General features: G+C 39.1%; 15 protein-coding genes and 1 riboswitch. Of the genes, 1 reads left to right on the plus strand and 14 read right to left on the minus strand.

Features of this window, described 5'->3' with window-relative positions; all coding sequences use genetic code 11:
• Positions 1-19 precede the first annotated feature (19 nt).
• The 14 genes from rplW to nadR form a co-directional block, all read right to left on the minus strand.
• The gene (gene rplW / locus O1Q79_RS08040; protein WP_386687930.1) at positions 20-325 is read right to left on the minus strand and encodes a 50S ribosomal protein L23; all 306 of its coding nucleotides are present in this window, start codon (positions 323-325) and stop codon (positions 20-22) included.
• Positions 322-924 (minus strand): 50S ribosomal protein L4, encoded by a 603-nt coding sequence (rplD, locus tag O1Q79_RS08045; protein WP_386691562.1) that lies wholly within the window; start codon positions 922-924, stop codon positions 322-324. Before rplD ends, rplW begins: the two co-directional genes overlap by 4 nt.
• A 14-nt stretch (positions 925-938) precedes the next feature.
• Positions 939-1565: a 50S ribosomal protein L3 gene (rplC, locus tag O1Q79_RS08050; protein ID WP_386687933.1), complete on the minus strand. Its 627-nt coding sequence runs from the start codon at positions 1563-1565 to the stop codon at positions 939-941.
• A 17-nt stretch (positions 1566-1582) separates the two neighbouring features.
• Positions 1583-1894 carry a 30S ribosomal protein S10 gene (gene rpsJ / locus O1Q79_RS08055; protein ID WP_001181005.1) on the minus strand — a complete coding sequence of 104 codons (312 nt, stop codon included), beginning with the start codon at positions 1892-1894 and terminating at the stop codon, positions 1583-1585.
• A gap of 300 nt (positions 1895-2194) precedes the next feature.
• Complete coding sequence (locus O1Q79_RS08060) at positions 2195-3271, minus strand: extracellular solute-binding protein (RefSeq protein ID WP_386691564.1); 1077 nt, start codon at positions 3269-3271, stop codon at positions 2195-2197.
• 18 nt (positions 3272-3289) lie between these two features.
• Entirely contained in the window at positions 3290-4135 is an 846-nt protein-coding gene (locus tag O1Q79_RS08065; RefSeq protein WP_386691566.1) for an ABC transporter permease, read from the minus strand.
• Positions 4132-5001: an ABC transporter permease gene (locus tag O1Q79_RS08070; RefSeq protein ID WP_386691568.1), complete on the minus strand. Its 870-nt coding sequence runs from the start codon at positions 4999-5001 to the stop codon at positions 4132-4134. The genes O1Q79_RS08065 and O1Q79_RS08070 overlap by 4 nt, the downstream gene beginning before the upstream one ends.
• Positions 4998-6062, minus strand: a complete 1065-nt coding sequence (locus O1Q79_RS08075) for an ABC transporter ATP-binding protein (RefSeq protein WP_386691570.1) — start codon at positions 6060-6062, stop codon at positions 4998-5000. Before O1Q79_RS08075 ends, O1Q79_RS08070 begins: the two co-directional genes overlap by 4 nt.
• A gap of 170 nt (positions 6063-6232) precedes the next feature.
• Positions 6233-7078: an RNA polymerase sigma factor RpoH gene (rpoH, locus tag O1Q79_RS08080; RefSeq protein ID WP_386691572.1), complete on the minus strand. Its 846-nt coding sequence runs from the start codon at positions 7076-7078 to the stop codon at positions 6233-6235.
• A gap of 201 nt (positions 7079-7279) precedes the next feature.
• Positions 7280-7705: a universal stress protein gene (locus tag O1Q79_RS08085; protein WP_386691574.1), complete on the minus strand. Its 426-nt coding sequence runs from the start codon at positions 7703-7705 to the stop codon at positions 7280-7282.
• A 47-nt stretch (positions 7706-7752) separates the two neighbouring features.
• Positions 7753-10395, minus strand: a complete 2643-nt coding sequence (locus O1Q79_RS08090; protein WP_386691576.1) for a TRAP transporter permease — start codon at positions 10393-10395, stop codon at positions 7753-7755.
• A gap of 89 nt (positions 10396-10484) precedes the next feature.
• Positions 10485-11450, minus strand: a complete 966-nt coding sequence (locus tag O1Q79_RS08095; protein WP_386691578.1) for a TAXI family TRAP transporter solute-binding subunit — start codon at positions 11448-11450, stop codon at positions 10485-10487.
• A gap of 236 nt (positions 11451-11686) precedes the next feature.
• Positions 11687-12370 (minus strand): metallophosphoesterase, encoded by a 684-nt coding sequence (locus O1Q79_RS08100; RefSeq protein ID WP_386691580.1) that lies wholly within the window; start codon positions 12368-12370, stop codon positions 11687-11689.
• Positions 12370-13656, minus strand: a complete 1287-nt coding sequence (nadR, locus tag O1Q79_RS08105; protein WP_386691582.1) for a multifunctional transcriptional regulator/nicotinamide-nucleotide adenylyltransferase/ribosylnicotinamide kinase NadR — start codon at positions 13654-13656, stop codon at positions 12370-12372. Before nadR ends, O1Q79_RS08100 begins: the two co-directional genes overlap by 1 nt.
• A 176-nt stretch (positions 13657-13832) precedes the next feature.
• Positions 13833-13968, plus strand: a riboswitch (FMN riboswitch).
• A 90-nt stretch (positions 13969-14058) separates the two neighbouring features.
• Here nadR and ribB point away from each other — a divergent pair.
• Positions 14059-14703 carry a 3,4-dihydroxy-2-butanone-4-phosphate synthase gene (gene ribB / locus O1Q79_RS08110; protein ID WP_386691584.1) on the plus strand — a complete coding sequence of 215 codons (645 nt, stop codon included), beginning with the start codon at positions 14059-14061 and terminating at the stop codon, positions 14701-14703.
• The last annotated feature ends 140 nt before the right edge of the window (positions 14704-14843 follow it).

Below are 14843 nucleotides of genomic sequence, written 5' to 3' on the forward strand. Positions count from 1 at the left end.
TTCTAATTTCTCCTCCTAATTACTCTGTCGCACCTTCAGCGAAGTCCAAAGATTGTCCTTCTTGAAGTGTAACATAAGCTTTTTTCCAGTCGCTACGGCGACCCACTTTCGCACCACGGCGTTTAGTTTTACCTTTAACAACCACAGTACGCACTGAATCTACTTTCACTTCGAAAAGTTGAGCAACTGCGTTAGCAATTTCAACTTTATTGGCATCTAATGCCACTTTGAAAACGATAGTGTTTGAGCCTTCAGCATTATTTGTTGCTTTCTCAGAGATAAGCGGTGCTTTAAGCACACTTAGCAAACGTTCTTGTTGAATCATGCTAACATCTCCTCAATTTGTTTTACTGCATCCACAGTCACAACCACTTTATCGAAAGCAATTAAGCTCACAGGGTCGATACCTTGAACATCACGCACATCAACTTTATATAAGTTGCGTGCTGCTAAGAATAGATTTTCATCTAAACTTGCAGTAATGATTAATGCGTCTGTTAACGCTAAATCTTTTAATTTTTGAACTAATGACTTCGTTTTTGGTGCATCAATTTCGAATTTTTCCACCACAACCAAACGGTCTTGACGAACTAATTCAGAAAGAATGCTTTTAATTGCACCACGGTACATTTTTTTGTTCACTTTTTGGCTGTGATCTTGTGGTTTCGCAGCGAATGTGATACCACCAGAACGCCAAATTGGTGATTTAATATCACCAGAACGTGCACGACCTGTACCTTTTTGACGCCAAGGTTTTTTACCTGAACCAGACACTTCAGCACGAGTTTTTTGTGCACGAGAACCCTGACGAGCACCTGCTGCATAAGCAACAACCACTTGATGAATTAACGCTTCATTAAACTCACGTCCGAAGGTAGTTTCAGAAACGCTGAGTGCGTTAGCACCGACAACTTGTAATTCCATCTCTATCTCCTGACTTACGCTTTAACCGCTGGTTTCACGATAACATTACTATCAGTTGCACCTGGAACGGCACCTTTCACTAATAATAATTTACGCTCAACATCAACACGAACAACTTCAAGTGATTGAACGGTTACACGTTCAGCACCTAAGTGTCCAGCCATTTTTTTACCTTTAAACACACGACCTGGCGTTTGGTTTTGACCAATAGAACCAAGCACACGATGTGATAAAGAGTTACCGTGAGTTGCATCTTGAGTACGGAAATTCCAACGTTTAACACCACCTTGGAAACCTTTACCTTTTGATGTACCAGTAACATCGACTTTTTTAACATCTGCAAAGATGTCAACATTAATTTCTTGACCTAAAGTGAATTCTTCACCTTCAGTACGAAATTCCCATAAACCGCGACCAGCTTCAACACCTGCTTTCACGAAATGACCAGCTTCTGGCTTAGTTACACGACTTGCTTTTTTAGAGCCAGTAGTAACTTGAACAGCAGAATAGCCATCGTTTTCAAGAGTTTTCACTTGAGTCACACGGTTGGATTCAATTTCGATAACGGTAACTGGAATTGACACACCGTCTTCAGTGAAGACACGCGTCATACCAACTTTACGACCGACTAAACCAATCATTGTAATAACCTCTTAAATTAACCTAGGCTGATCTGCACGTCAACGCCGGCAGCCAGATCTAAACGCATCAATGCATCAACAGTTTTTTCTGTTGGCTCAACAATATCAACTAAACGTTTGTGCGTACGGATTTCATATTGATCACGCGCGTCTTTATTAACGTGTGGTGAAATCAATACGGTAAAACGTTCTTTACGAGTTGGTAAAGGAATTGGACCACGAACTTGTGCACCAGTACGTTTAGCTGTTTCTACGATCTCCGCCGTAGATTGATCGATCAAGCGATGATCAAATGCTTTTAAGCGGATACGGATTCTTTGGTTCTGCATTAGACCAGAGCTCCAATAATTTTTAGCTAATAAAAAACTGACACCATCACCTTTAACTTCTTAAATAAAGGGAAGTGCAGCAGACCTATTTTAGCTCCCAAATCGGGAACATTTTATTCACCACATATCGTGATGATACGTTTAATAAATGATTACATTAAACGACTTTCGGATTGAAAGTGGGGGGGATTATACAGGGACTGATGTGGATTTGCAAGGCATTTTATAAAATTTGTAGATACAAGGGGCGGATCAATGTGTCCGCCCGACATACTAAGTTACTTTATTACTTTACCATACCTACTTCGACACCACTTCTTTAGTAAAGTGAGACATCGCTGATTTACTCCACTTCACAGGGAAGAAAGATACATCTGTTTTACCCGATTCGCTGCTTAGTGGACGAACGCCAAATTGTTCATTAAGTTTTTTCTGGGATTCAGGAGATGTAATCCAATTGATAAAGACTAGTGATGCTGCAGGATGAGCCGTGTTTTTTGCAACCCCGACCACATTACCGCCAGCTGGCATACCAAATTTTGGTACATAGAATTTCAAACGTGGTGTAACTGCCCCTTGTTTTTGCATACTATATAAATGATCTTGCCACGCAGAAACTAAATCTAATTCTCCATCATTTAAACGAGTTAAACTGTCTGCATTGGAAGAAGTGCGAGTCATTTTTGCTTTATTTTCAGCAAACCATTGCCATGTTTTATGCCAAGTATTAATCTGTGCATCATTAATTTCTTGATTAGCATAATCATAATCACCGCTCACATTAATTAATGCTCGTTCAATAAAGGCCTTACCTGAAGAACCACCACTTGGATCAGCATAACCAAACTTTTTCGGATTCGCATTGATATAGCTTTCTACATCGGTCCAGCTTTGTGGTAATTTATCTTCGCTAATGCGTTGCGGATCATAAGCAAAGCCTGTTTGATTACCCCAAAAACCTAAGGCCTCATTACCAAAAGGAATCCCTTGTAATAAGTGATTACCGTTGGTGAAGTTCGGAATAAATTCAATGTTATCAAACACATTTCCTTTTTGAATAGTTGGGTAGCTATCTGATGCGATAGCAACTACGTCCATTTTGCCTTTTTCTAGGCTTTTTTCAGCGAGCAATTTGCTGATATTACCCTCTGCTGTACCCTCAGGAATTTTGACTTTAATACCATATTGATTTTCAAAGTCTTTCACAAAAGTACGAAATTGTGGTTGTAAATACCACATGCTAACGACCACTTGCCCCTCTTGTTTAGCTTGAGCTTCTATTTCTTGCCAAGATTTTTGACTCAGATCATTTGCCATCACGGAACTAGCGAAAAATACGCTAGAAAGTGCGGTTGAAAAAGTAAGTAATTTACGCATAATGTTTCTCCTATTAATTTAGGCTTTGCCTGTGGATTGAGATAAATAATTTCCTTTTAACAATTTCTCGATTAACATCATTAAAATAATATTCGGCACAAGCAAGATGATAGAAACCACGGCGGCATTGGGGCGAATAAATGAGTAACCCAAGAAAGAATATAGAATGGTCGGCACAGTGATAAAATCAGGAGAACCAATCACAAAGGAAATGGAAAATTCTTCAATACTTTTTACCAAACAGAAAATAATGGCGGCTAAAAAACTCGGTTTTAACATTGGCAAATACACATCTTTAAAGGTCGTATATTTTGATGCACCCAAATCACGGCTAGCATCAATTAAATCCTGTGGTACAGCGGAAAAACCTGCAGATAAAATCCGAATCGCATAAGGCAGAGTCATTACCGTATGCCCGATTACAATCCCAATAAAGGGGCTGGTGATATTCAGGCTTAACAGCATCTGACTGAAAAACAACCCAATAATCATGCCGGGAATAACCAACGGAATCAGCGTTAATAATTCCGCCAATTTTTTACCCCGAAATTCCATTCGTCCAAAGGCATAAGCCGTTGGCATAGCCAGCATAATAGCAATCAATGCAACCGATGGTGCAATGGTATAACTGTTTACCATTGCTTCAGGAAGAGATGTATTTTGCCACACACTGACCCAACGTTGGAAGGAAAGGGATTGGGGCAAAATATCGGGATAGCTCCACGGATGTTTGGGATCGACCAATGACCATAAACCTGCCATAAAAAACGGTACAACCAACCAAATCAAATTGGCAAGCACAAAGAAAATCAGAGAAATTCGGGCGATTAATTTGCCGTTTTTGGTTTGTACAGCTTCACTCATTTAATTTCTCCTTTTTTACGGCTTAGCGGTTTTATCAGCATAGAAACCAGAATAGTAAAGAATGCCGATGTCAGCATAATCATCATTGCCATCACCGCACTTTGATTCCATTCATCAAATTGGTAAGCGGTCATTTGCATTAAACGTGCCAATGAATAGGTATCTCTCGGTCCTGCTACACTGTAAAAAGCAAAGTCCCCCAACGCACCGATAAAAATCAAAATAAATGAAACCTGTACCGCTCCCAAACTGAGCGGAAACACGACATAACGAAAACGTTGCCACGGATTTGAACCTAAATTTGCTGCTGCATCAAGTAAATCGGATTTCAGTGAATTAACCGCCCCACCAATCAAAATCAAGGCAAAAGGGATATTTTTCCACATTTGCAAAATCACCACACCCCAACCAAATTCATCATTTTGCAAAGTACGGGGTTGATCCCAAATGCCTAAATACACCAAAGTCTCATTTAAAATGCCGTGGTAGGAAATCATATTGACAAATAAGAAAGCAGCAACCAATCCCGGTACGAGCATTGGTGCCCGTAACATGGTAATAATGGTGACTTTGGCAGGTAATGGTTTGCGTAACCACATTGCTATTGGGTAGGCGACAATAATAGAAAGAATGGCTCCCAGCAATGACACTTTAATGGAATAAAACAGTGCTTTTTGAAATACTGTATCGGATAACACGGTTTGCCAATGTTCCAAAGTAAAAGCCACTTCATCACCAAAACTGCTGTGTAACCCGAAACTCTGTAAAACCACAATATAAAAAGTTGATCCCATTAAGACTAAAATCGTACCCAGCCCCGTACTCAGCAATAACCAAGCCTTTAAATTTTCTCGCCATTTATTCATACAGCCTCCAAGAAATGGATCGCCGTTTGTGGCAAATGAAAAGTTAATTTATTATCTTCGGGAATATGGGGAAATTTGGTTAACTGCAGACGAATCTTATAATCGGGCTGTTGGGGCAAGGTGGCTTGTACTTCGGTTAAATTTCCCATAAAGGCAGTTTGTTTCACTTCAACAGTAAACTGATTTTCGCCACCATTAGCATCGCATAATTCCGCATCTTCAGGACGGAAACAAATATAGACTTTTGATGATTCGGGAGCTTTTTCAGAATAGGCAATAAACTCGCCAAAAATCGACCGCACTTTATAACGGTTATCACCCAATGATTCTACGTCCGCCTGCGTAATATTCGCCACCCCGATAAAATCTGCGACAAAACGGTTAATCGGTTGATGATAAATTTCTTGCGGTGTACCGATTTGCTCAATACCGCCCTTATTCAACACGATAATTTTATCGGACATTGCCAAGGCTTCCGCCTGATCGTGGGTGACATAAATGCTGGTTAAATTATATTGACGGGAAAGCTGTTTGATTTCAAAACGCACGCTTTCACGTAATTTGGCATCAAGATTAGAAAGGGGTTCATCAAATAAAATCACGTCAGGACGAGTTACCATTGCCCGAGCCAACGCTACCCGTTGTTGCTGACCACCTGAAAGCTGATTCGGCATTTTGAGCTTGTGCATTTCCAAATCCATTTGTTTTAAGGCGGTATTTAAGCGAGAAACCTGTTCGGTTTTCTCTATCTTCTTTTGCTGCAATCCGTAACAAATATTGTGGGAAACATTCAAATGGGGAAATAGGGCATAAGATTGGAAACACATTGCGGTGTTACGTTTTTCTGGTGGAACAAAATTGACATTTTCACCACCGATAAGTATCTCCCCCTCATCTGCTTGATAGAATCCTGCGATCAATTTCAATAATGACGTTTTACCGCAACCGCTCGGACCGAGCAACGTTACAAATTCTCCTTCTTCTGCGGTAAAAGTAACCGATTTTGCCGCATAGAAATCACCGAATTTTTTGGTTACATTGTTAATTTCAAGTTTTGCCATTTTGTTTCCAACTTCTTTTAAGACGTAAAATTAGTAACAATGTAACGATATGGCTATGGTAAATCAAATAGAATTTAGAAAGTGATTTCAAATTTGTGATAAGGATCACAATTAACAGATACAAATAAAAAAGACCAGCTCTCACCGATCTTTTCTTATTTAAAAACTAACTAAAAACTCACCGCACTTTTCAATTTTTTCAAGGCGTTAGTTTCCAACTGACGTACACGTTCGGCAGAAATATTGTATTTTGCTGCCAAATCATGCAATGTTGCTTTATTGTCATCTAACCAGCGAGCCTTAATGATGTCTTGACTGCGTTCGTCCAAACTTTCCATGGCTACCGTTAATTGATCTACCGCTTGGCTCTCAAAATTTTCGTTTTCCAATTCTGCGGCAAAGTTTGAGCTTTTATCTTCCAAATACATTGACGGAGCAAATGTTTCTTCTTCACTCTCATCATTTGGCAAATCAAAACCGACATCCGCTCCCGTCATACGGCTTTCCATTTCAATCACATCTTGCTTGGAAACACCCAGCTCATTGGCGACTAAATCGACTTCGTTTTCGTTGAACCAGCCCAAACGCTGTTTGGTTTTGCGTAAATTGAAGAATAATTTACGTTGTGCTTTGGTGGTTGCCACTTTCACGATACGCCAGTTGCGTAATACATATTCGTGAATTTCCGCTTTGATCCAATGCACTGCAAAAGACACCAATCGCACACCCACTTCTGGGTTAAAACGTTTGACCGCTTTCATTAAGCCGATATTGCCTTCCTGAATCAAGTCCGCTTGTGGTAAGCCGTAGCCTGAATAGCCACGAGCCACGTGGATCACAAAGCGTAGATGTGACAAAATCAATGCTTTTGCCGCTTCTAAATCTTCTTTGTAGTACAAACGTTCCGCCAATTCCTTTTCTTCGTCAGCGGTGAGCATTGGGTACTCGTTGGCTGCTCGAATATAACCTTCAAGATTACCTTGTGGAACTAACATCATTTGTGCTTCTTTATTCATTGCTTTCCTTCTTTAATCCTAGATGAAATTTCACCTGCCTGTTATAACATAAAAAACCAAAAGATCAACCATCTTTCAATTTTATGTTAAATTAGACCGCACTTTGTGAATAAAAGTTCGTCAATATTAGAAAATATTTATGCAAAAATCAGCTCTAATTGGTAGAGTTAAGCTCCTTTAAAAGAAACTAAGCTATTTTTCTTATTTTAAAATCAACATCGGTTTTTCACTATTACGAGCAACTTTTACCGTATTAGAACTTAAACCTTTGGCATTAGGCTTGCTACTTGCCAACATCACTATTAAATCGACGGATTTTTCCCGAGCAATGCGATTAATTTCTTCATAAATCGTACCATGTGCTACAATATGCTGAACTTTTGAGCCCGCTGGAAAAACAGACTGCGTAAAATCATGCAAGGCCTTGTTCGCTTCTTCAACCACCGACTTATCAAAATTTTTCGGTAAAAACGCTGAAATAAAACTATCGTCCATCGGTTCAATAATAGATACCACACGATACAGTGCATCTGGATTATTCGCCGTCAGTTTTAAACAAGTATCAACCACATATTTGGCACTTTCTAAATTATTTAAATCAATGGCAATAAGAAGTTTGTTATACATAAAATATCCTTTTTAAATAGGCTAACCCAAACAGTTAGCCATCATATTTAGTGAATTGATTGCTTTCTACGGCGCTGGTTCCAGTAAATTCCAATAGCGAGTAATAAAGCGGGAATAAACATCCATTCTTTATTCAATGAATGAACCGGCACATCCAATTCAAGAAGGGTTTGATCCCAATTTAAACCTGCTTTTGCCGCTGGCGAATCTATTTCCACATTATCAATTAAGATTTTAGGTGATGTTTGACCATTAATCTCAATTTGTTCCCCGGTATCTAACAAGGTTAAACCTAGGGCTTGCACACGCTCTTCACCTGTTGTACCTTCAGGCACCGTCAGTTGAGCGTAAAATTGAATTTCCTTACCATAAGGATTCATGCCAGATACTTTAAGCATAATATTTTGCCCAACGGGTGCTTGCCCTAGTTCTTGTACAAAATGAGCAGGATCAACCGAACGTGCAGTTGGTGAAACATATTCCATGAAGAATCCCGGACGGAACAAGGTAAATGCAGCCAAAATTAACACCACCGTTTCCCATAATTTATTCTTCACTACGAAGAAATTCATTGTAGCAGCCGTAAAAATCATAATACCAATTGTTGCCACACAGAAAATCAAGAGCGCATGCCACCAAGTCACATCAATTAACAACAAATCCGTGTTGAAAATAAATAAGAATGGCAAAATAGCGGTTCTTAAGCTGTAATAAAAGGCCGTTGCCCCGGTTTTAATCGGACTACCACCTGAAATTGCTGCGGCAGCAAAGGATGCCAAACCGACCGGTGGGGTAACATCTGCCATAATCCCAAAATAAAATACGAATAAATGTACTGCGATTAATGGCACAATTAAACCATTTTGTTTACCCACTTCCACAATCACCAATGCCATTAAAGATGACACCACGATATAGTTTGCTGTGGTTGGCAGCCCCATACCTAAAATCAAGCTGAAGACTGCAACAAGAATCAACATTAATAAAATGTTACCCATGGATAAGAATTCAATAATGTTCGCTAATTGCACCCCAAAACCAGTTAACGACACCACACCAACAATAATCCCCGCAGTGGCAGTGGCAATACCGATACCGATCATATTTCTGGCACCGACTTCTAAGCCGTCAATAAGTTCGTATAAACCTTGTTTAAATAATTCAGCTTTATTACTTTTCTCCGATCTAAACCAGCTCAATAAAGGACGTTGAGTAACTAAAATCGTCGCTAATGCAAGAATCGCCCAGAATGCAGATAAGCCGGGGGATAGACGCTCAATCATTAAGCACCACATTAACACGACTACTGGCAACAAATAGTGTAAGCCAGCATTTACTGTCGGTTTAGCCGATGGTAGTTTAACGATTTTAGAATTTGGATCATCCGGTTCCAAATCTGGAAAACTTGCCACTCGGCGAATCAACCCTAAATACACCGCAGTAAGTAGGGCACAAATAATTAAGAATGAATAATCAGGAACAGCCGTTTTAATCCATCCTAAACCCAAATCTAAAGCAAAATAAATTATGCACATGGCTAAGAAAAAGCCGATGGTTCGAATCAACACCATTAAAAATGGACGGGGCGGATCAACTCGCTCAAGCCCTGTTAACCCCATCTTACGTGCTTCTAAATGCACAATATAAACCAATGCAATATAAGAAATCAGTGCGGGTAAAAAAGCATGGGTAATCAATTGGCTATAAGGCATATTCACATATTCAATCATTAAGAACGCAGCCGCCCCCATGACAGGTGGCATAATTTGCCCATTTACCGAAGATGCCACTTCCACTGCACCCGCCTTTTCGGGCGAAAAACCCACACGTTTCATCATTGGAATGGTGAACGTTCCAGTGGTCACGACATTGGCAATTGAAGAACCGGAAACTAAGCCCGTTAACGCCGACGAAACCACAGCGGCTTTAGCAGGTCCCCCACTTAAATGCCCTAAATAAGCAAACGCAGTTTTAATGAAATAGTTACCTGCACCCGCTTTATCTAACAACGCACCAAATAATACAAACAAGAACACATATTTAGTCGAAACGCCTAACGCCACACCAAATACGCCCTCGGTTGTGATCCATTGTTGATTAACAATTTGTGCTAATGAACCAGAACGGTGGCTAATCAACCAATCTGTTGGCATAAATTGCCCGAAAAAATTGTATAGTAAGAAAATGACGGCAATCACCACTAAAGGCAAGCCTAGACTTCGTCTAGTGGCTTCTAATAACAACAGCACCCCACAACAACCAGCAATAATATCTTGTAAATTAGGCGCGCCAAATCGGGTCACTAAACCTTCATAGAAAAAGAGATAATAAGCCCCTAAAAATGCCCCCGCTATAGCAAAAAACCAGTCTAATAACGGAATACGATGTTTTGGTGAAGTCGCAAAGGCAGGAAAGGACAAAAATGCCAAAAATAAAGCAAAGGCTAAATGATAAGAACGTGCTTTAGTGTCATCCACCACCACATTCAAATCAATACCTGCATGTGTTAATTGTTCTTGTAACCAAAATGGAAAAGGAGATGTGTAATAAAGTTGAAATACTGACCATACAATAGCGGTTACCACAATGAGCTTTTTGGCAAATCCAGTTGGATTTCGTCCACCTGCATCATTTGAAGCAACCATATCTTGTAAATCATCATAATCAACTGTTTTTGCTTGTGCAGACATAATAAATTACTCAAATAATGATAAATAGACACCCTACGCAAATTGCGTAGGGTGTAAGAAAAGAAGATAACTCATTATATTTATAAAGATTATTTTAACCAACCTTTTTCTTTATAATAACGAGCTGCCCCTTCGTGCAACGGTGCAGATAAGGCATTTTGAATCATATCTTCTTCTTTTAAGTTCGCAAACGCTGGATGTAAACGTTTAAAACGATCGAAGTTATCAAACACTGCTTTTACTACCGCATAGACTTTATCCGCATCTACATCGGTAGAACTGACTAGGGTTGCATAAGAACCAAAAGTATCCACTGGATTATCCGTACCTTTATACAAACCACCTGGAATCACTGCTTTGGCATAGTAAGAATGTTGTTCGACTAATTTATCAATTTCAGGACCAGTTACAGGGACTAAATGTGCATCACAAGAAGCAGCCGCTTCTTTTAACGCTCCATTTGGATGACCTACATTATAAGTAATTGCATCAAGGTTGTTATCACACATAGATGATGCCATTTCTGCTGGTTTTAATTCGGCGGCGACTTTGAAATCTTTATCCGTCCAGCCTTTTTCTTTCATAATTACGTTAATGGTTGCACGAGTACCTGAACCTGGATCGCCCACATTCACCCGTTTGCCTTTCAAATCATCAAAAGATTTAATGCCTGAATCATCACGAGCCATTAAAGTAAAAGGTTCTGCATGTAATGAGAACACTGCTCGTAATTTGTCATTTTTCTTGCCTTCAAAAGAACTTGTGCCATTGTAGGCGTGATATTGCCAGTCGGATTGAGCAATCCCCATATCCATTTCTTTTGCCGCAATGGAATTTAAGTTAGCAATCGAAGCACCAGTTGATGGAGCATTACATTTGATATGGGTTTTTGCGGTATCACGATTTACCAACTGACAAATCGACTGACCAACCACATAATACACTCCAGTTTGTCCACCTGTACCGATAGTAATAAACTGCTCATCTGCGGCTTGAGCGGAAAAAGCTGACATTGCTACGCCAGCGATAAGAGAAAGTTTTAGTAATTTTTTCATAATTATAGTTCTCCTAGAAAAAGGGGATTGAATTGTCATATTTACATTCCCAATAAAGGAACCCATCAAGATATACTAAAATTTAGTATATCTTGCAACATATTTTTTACATTCTTATGAATATTTTTATATTAGAATCAAGAATTATTTATACACAGAAACACGCTAAATTAAAGAAAAAACAAAGTGCAGTAAAATCTTTGAAGTTTTAAACCGCACTTTATTTAATCATGTAATTACCTATCATCTACCCCTTTCAACAAATAATTGCCATTGAGATCACAAAGACTTCGAAAACCTACATTAACGGTTTGAAATGAATTTTTGCGTTTTAACTTACTATAATCAAAATTTTCGTGATGATGACCATGGTATAATTGTGTTACGCCCATTTTTTCTGCCAGCTGATTTAATACCCGAAAACCTAATGGGTGTGGCTTAGGCGCTTCATGACAAATTAAAATATCCGCTTGTTGGCTTTCTAGTGTTTCAATATCGGACGGAAAAATAGAAACCCTATGACGTAAAGGAATACCATTCCGCCATAAATGTTCTGGCTGACAATATTGGCAATAATGAATAGGATCAAAAAAGACAGGTTTGCTCGGTGGCATCCAAATTTGTCCGCGAAAAACGCCCCCTAATCCCGCAATACGTTTACCTTCAATCTCCACTACTCTAGCGTGCAAATTCCGCTCTTTCCAATGACTCCCCCAAATAGCTTCATAATTCGCCACAATTTTACTATCGTGGTTGCCGTGAATAAACCAAATATCACAATATTGGGCTAAATCATCTAACGGTTTCGGGCTAGTCAGTTGTAAATCCCCCAAAATAATCAAGCTAACATCCGCACGTTCACGTACAAAAGGATATAAATGCTCATAACTGCCATGGGGATCGCCTGCAAATAAAATCATTATTCGTCTGTTTCCGTAAAAATACTGTTATCGTGAGTGAGTTCTGTAATTTCTTCATCATTAAGAATTTTATCCACAATAGCTTTTGCCTGATTGTACCGTTCTAAATAACTCGGTGATTCAATTTCAATATAAGGCACTTTATATTTATCTAACAATTTTTTCAGTAACTGTTGGAAACGCTGACGTGCTTTATGAGAACCCAAACTACGTAATCCATCATCCACCCATTTTGTATTATTATTCAACAAGATAGTCACATCAAAAGGATATTCCTTAATCATTGAATCTAAAAATGGGTGAGCCTTGCCTTCATATTGAATACAAAACGCCTGCGTGGTAATAAAATCCGTATCAATAAACGCCACTTTGTGTGCATGACGCAAGGCATAATCAATATAACGTTGATGTCCTAATGCCATTTGTGGATAATCGGAATATTGCATGGCTTGCTCATCACCACCGAGTTGCTCAAATACAAATTCACGCCCATATTCCCATGCCGATGTGGTATTAAACACCGCCGCCAATTTATTCACCAACACGGTTTTACCGCTACTTTCACCACCTAAAATGGCAATGGTTTTAGCGAAAAATGGACGCACTTCTTTCGGGATAAATTTCCAATAATGGAATGGATTATTACGAATTTTGGTTGCTGATACATTAAAGAATTTACGATCAGGATCTACCAACACCACGTCCAGATTCAAGTATTTTTCATAAGGGGCTTTATCTTGGATTTCGCTACTAAACACTACTGTTGGGTTGACATTTTTTTCTTTAAATAAGGCTTTTACCGCCCCAGACCAACCTTGCCAACCGTTTGGATAGCTCGGAATGCCATCTTCTAACAAATGATGAATAAAAATTTGATCCTTATGATATTTAAAAATTTGTTGCATCCAACGCAAACGATCTTGCACCGTTGGCATACGTTTCATTTTACTATCATAAAATAGCTTAAGATCCCGTTCCGTATCACTACATACGATCACGTGCAGTTCATCCACCTTACTAAAGGCTTCAAAAATCATATTAATATGCCCAGTATGTACAGGATAAAACTTACCAAAAATCACCCCAACTCGTTTTGGCTCGGGAGCATTCGCAATATTTAACGCTTTATGTAAAGCGGTTAATTTCACCGCACTTGGGTTTTTAATTTTACCAGACACCAGTTGATTAAAATAAGCTCTGGACACATTCGCCTTTTCACAAAGCTCATTCACTTGTAAATTCAACTGTTTACGTTTTTGTTGCAGATATGAATAATCATCATTCATAAGAAAATCCTTAAAAAATCACCGCACTTTTGTCATGCAAAATATAAGCATTATGCTACATAATCCGTAAACTGCGGTTTAAATTTATTTAATTTTGTCTATTGTATGCAATATTTGCTTAGAATAAAAACCTTTTTTATCAATAGAAATTAAATTCAACCGGTGCTATACTTGTCTCGCATTCTCAGGGCAGGGTGAAATTCCCTACTGGCGGTACAGCCCGCGAGCGTTCTGGTTGAAGTTAAACTAGAAGTCAGCAGATTTGGTGAAATTCCAAAGCCAACAGTATAGTCTGGATGAAAGAGAAATAGCGATAACCCACAGGCGAAATTTCGCTTGTTTTTGTCATTTCTTACGCCCTGATTCTGGTAACTTATATTTGCATTTTTTAAGGAATTTACTATGAATCAGTCATTATTATCCCCCTTTGGCACCGCCGAACAACGTGTGATCAACGCACTGAAAGCCTTTCAACAAGGTAACGGCGTATTAGTGTTAGACGATGAAGATCGTGAAAACGAAGGTGATCTAATCTTCCCCGCCGAAACCATTAACAGCAAACAAATGGCGAAATTAATTCGCTATGGCAGTGGTATCGTCTGTTTATGTATCACAGATGAACTTTGCCAACAGCTTGATTTACCACCCATGGTACAAGATAACACCAGCGTCAACAAAACTGCATTTACTGTTACTATTGAAGCTGCTCAAGGCGTATCAACCGGTGTATCTGCGGCAGATCGTGTTACCACTATTAAAGCGGCCATTGCAGATAACGCAAAACCAACCGATTTACACCGCCCTGGGCATGTTTTTCCATTAAGAGCCGTAAAAGGAGGTGTATTAAAACGCCGTGGACATACTGAAGCATCGGTGGATTTAGCCGTATTAGCCGGTTATAAACCTGCTGCTGTGATTTGTGAAATCACTAACGATGACGGAACCATGGCAAGAACCCCACAAATTGTGGAATTTGCTCAGAAATTTGGATATTCCGTGCTAACTATTGAAGACTTGGTTGAATATCGAAATAAGCATCATTGTTAACAAACAAAAGGCATAGTGAAAGCGGACTAATGTTTACTAGACAAAATGGTTGCTAAGGAATGGGTTAAAACCTTATAGTATAAGGTTTTAACCCATATTTAGAATTATAAACAAACAACCTATACACTATCCGAGCATTG

The organism is Lonepinella sp. MS14434 (genome assembly GCF_042468235.1).
In the GTDB taxonomy this organism is placed as follows: domain Bacteria; phylum Pseudomonadota; class Gammaproteobacteria; order Enterobacterales; family Pasteurellaceae; genus Lonepinella.

What these genes read in the sequence shown, in the direction of transcription:
- rplW (WP_386687930.1), bottom strand. Translation starts at nt 325, where the DNA reads ATGATTCAACAAGAACGTTTGCTAAGTGTGCTTAAAGCACCGCTTATC.
- rplD (WP_386691562.1), bottom strand. Translation starts at nt 924, where the DNA reads ATGGAATTACAAGTTGTCGGTGCTAACGCACTCAGCGTTTCTGAAACT.
- rplC (WP_386687933.1), bottom strand. Translation starts at nt 1,565, where the DNA reads ATGATTGGTTTAGTCGGTCGTAAAGTTGGTATGACGCGTGTCTTCACT.
- rpsJ (WP_001181005.1), bottom strand. Translation starts at nt 1,894, where the DNA reads ATGCAGAACCAAAGAATCCGTATCCGCTTAAAAGCATTTGATCATCGC.
- O1Q79_RS08060 (WP_386691564.1), bottom strand. Translation starts at nt 3,271, where the DNA reads ATGCGTAAATTACTTACTTTTTCAACCGCACTTTCTAGCGTATTTTTC.
- O1Q79_RS08065 (WP_386691566.1), bottom strand. Translation starts at nt 4,135, where the DNA reads ATGAGTGAAGCTGTACAAACCAAAAACGGCAAATTAATCGCCCGAATT.
- O1Q79_RS08070 (WP_386691568.1), bottom strand. Translation starts at nt 5,001, where the DNA reads ATGAATAAATGGCGAGAAAATTTAAAGGCTTGGTTATTGCTGAGTACG.
- O1Q79_RS08075 (WP_386691570.1), bottom strand. Translation starts at nt 6,062, where the DNA reads ATGGCAAAACTTGAAATTAACAATGTAACCAAAAAATTCGGTGATTTC.
- rpoH (WP_386691572.1), bottom strand. Translation starts at nt 7,078, where the DNA reads ATGAATAAAGAAGCACAAATGATGTTAGTTCCACAAGGTAATCTTGAA.
- O1Q79_RS08085 (WP_386691574.1), bottom strand. Translation starts at nt 7,705, where the DNA reads ATGTATAACAAACTTCTTATTGCCATTGATTTAAATAATTTAGAAAGT.
- O1Q79_RS08090 (WP_386691576.1), bottom strand. Translation starts at nt 10,395, where the DNA reads ATGTCTGCACAAGCAAAAACAGTTGATTATGATGATTTACAAGATATG.
- O1Q79_RS08095 (WP_386691578.1), bottom strand. Translation starts at nt 11,450, where the DNA reads ATGAAAAAATTACTAAAACTTTCTCTTATCGCTGGCGTAGCAATGTCA.
- O1Q79_RS08100 (WP_386691580.1), bottom strand. Translation starts at nt 12,370, where the DNA reads ATGATTTTATTTGCAGGCGATCCCCATGGCAGTTATGAGCATTTATAT.
- nadR (WP_386691582.1), bottom strand. Translation starts at nt 13,656, where the DNA reads ATGAATGATGATTATTCATATCTGCAACAAAAACGTAAACAGTTGAAT.
- ribB (WP_386691584.1), top strand. Translation starts at nt 14,059, where the DNA reads ATGAATCAGTCATTATTATCCCCCTTTGGCACCGCCGAACAACGTGTG.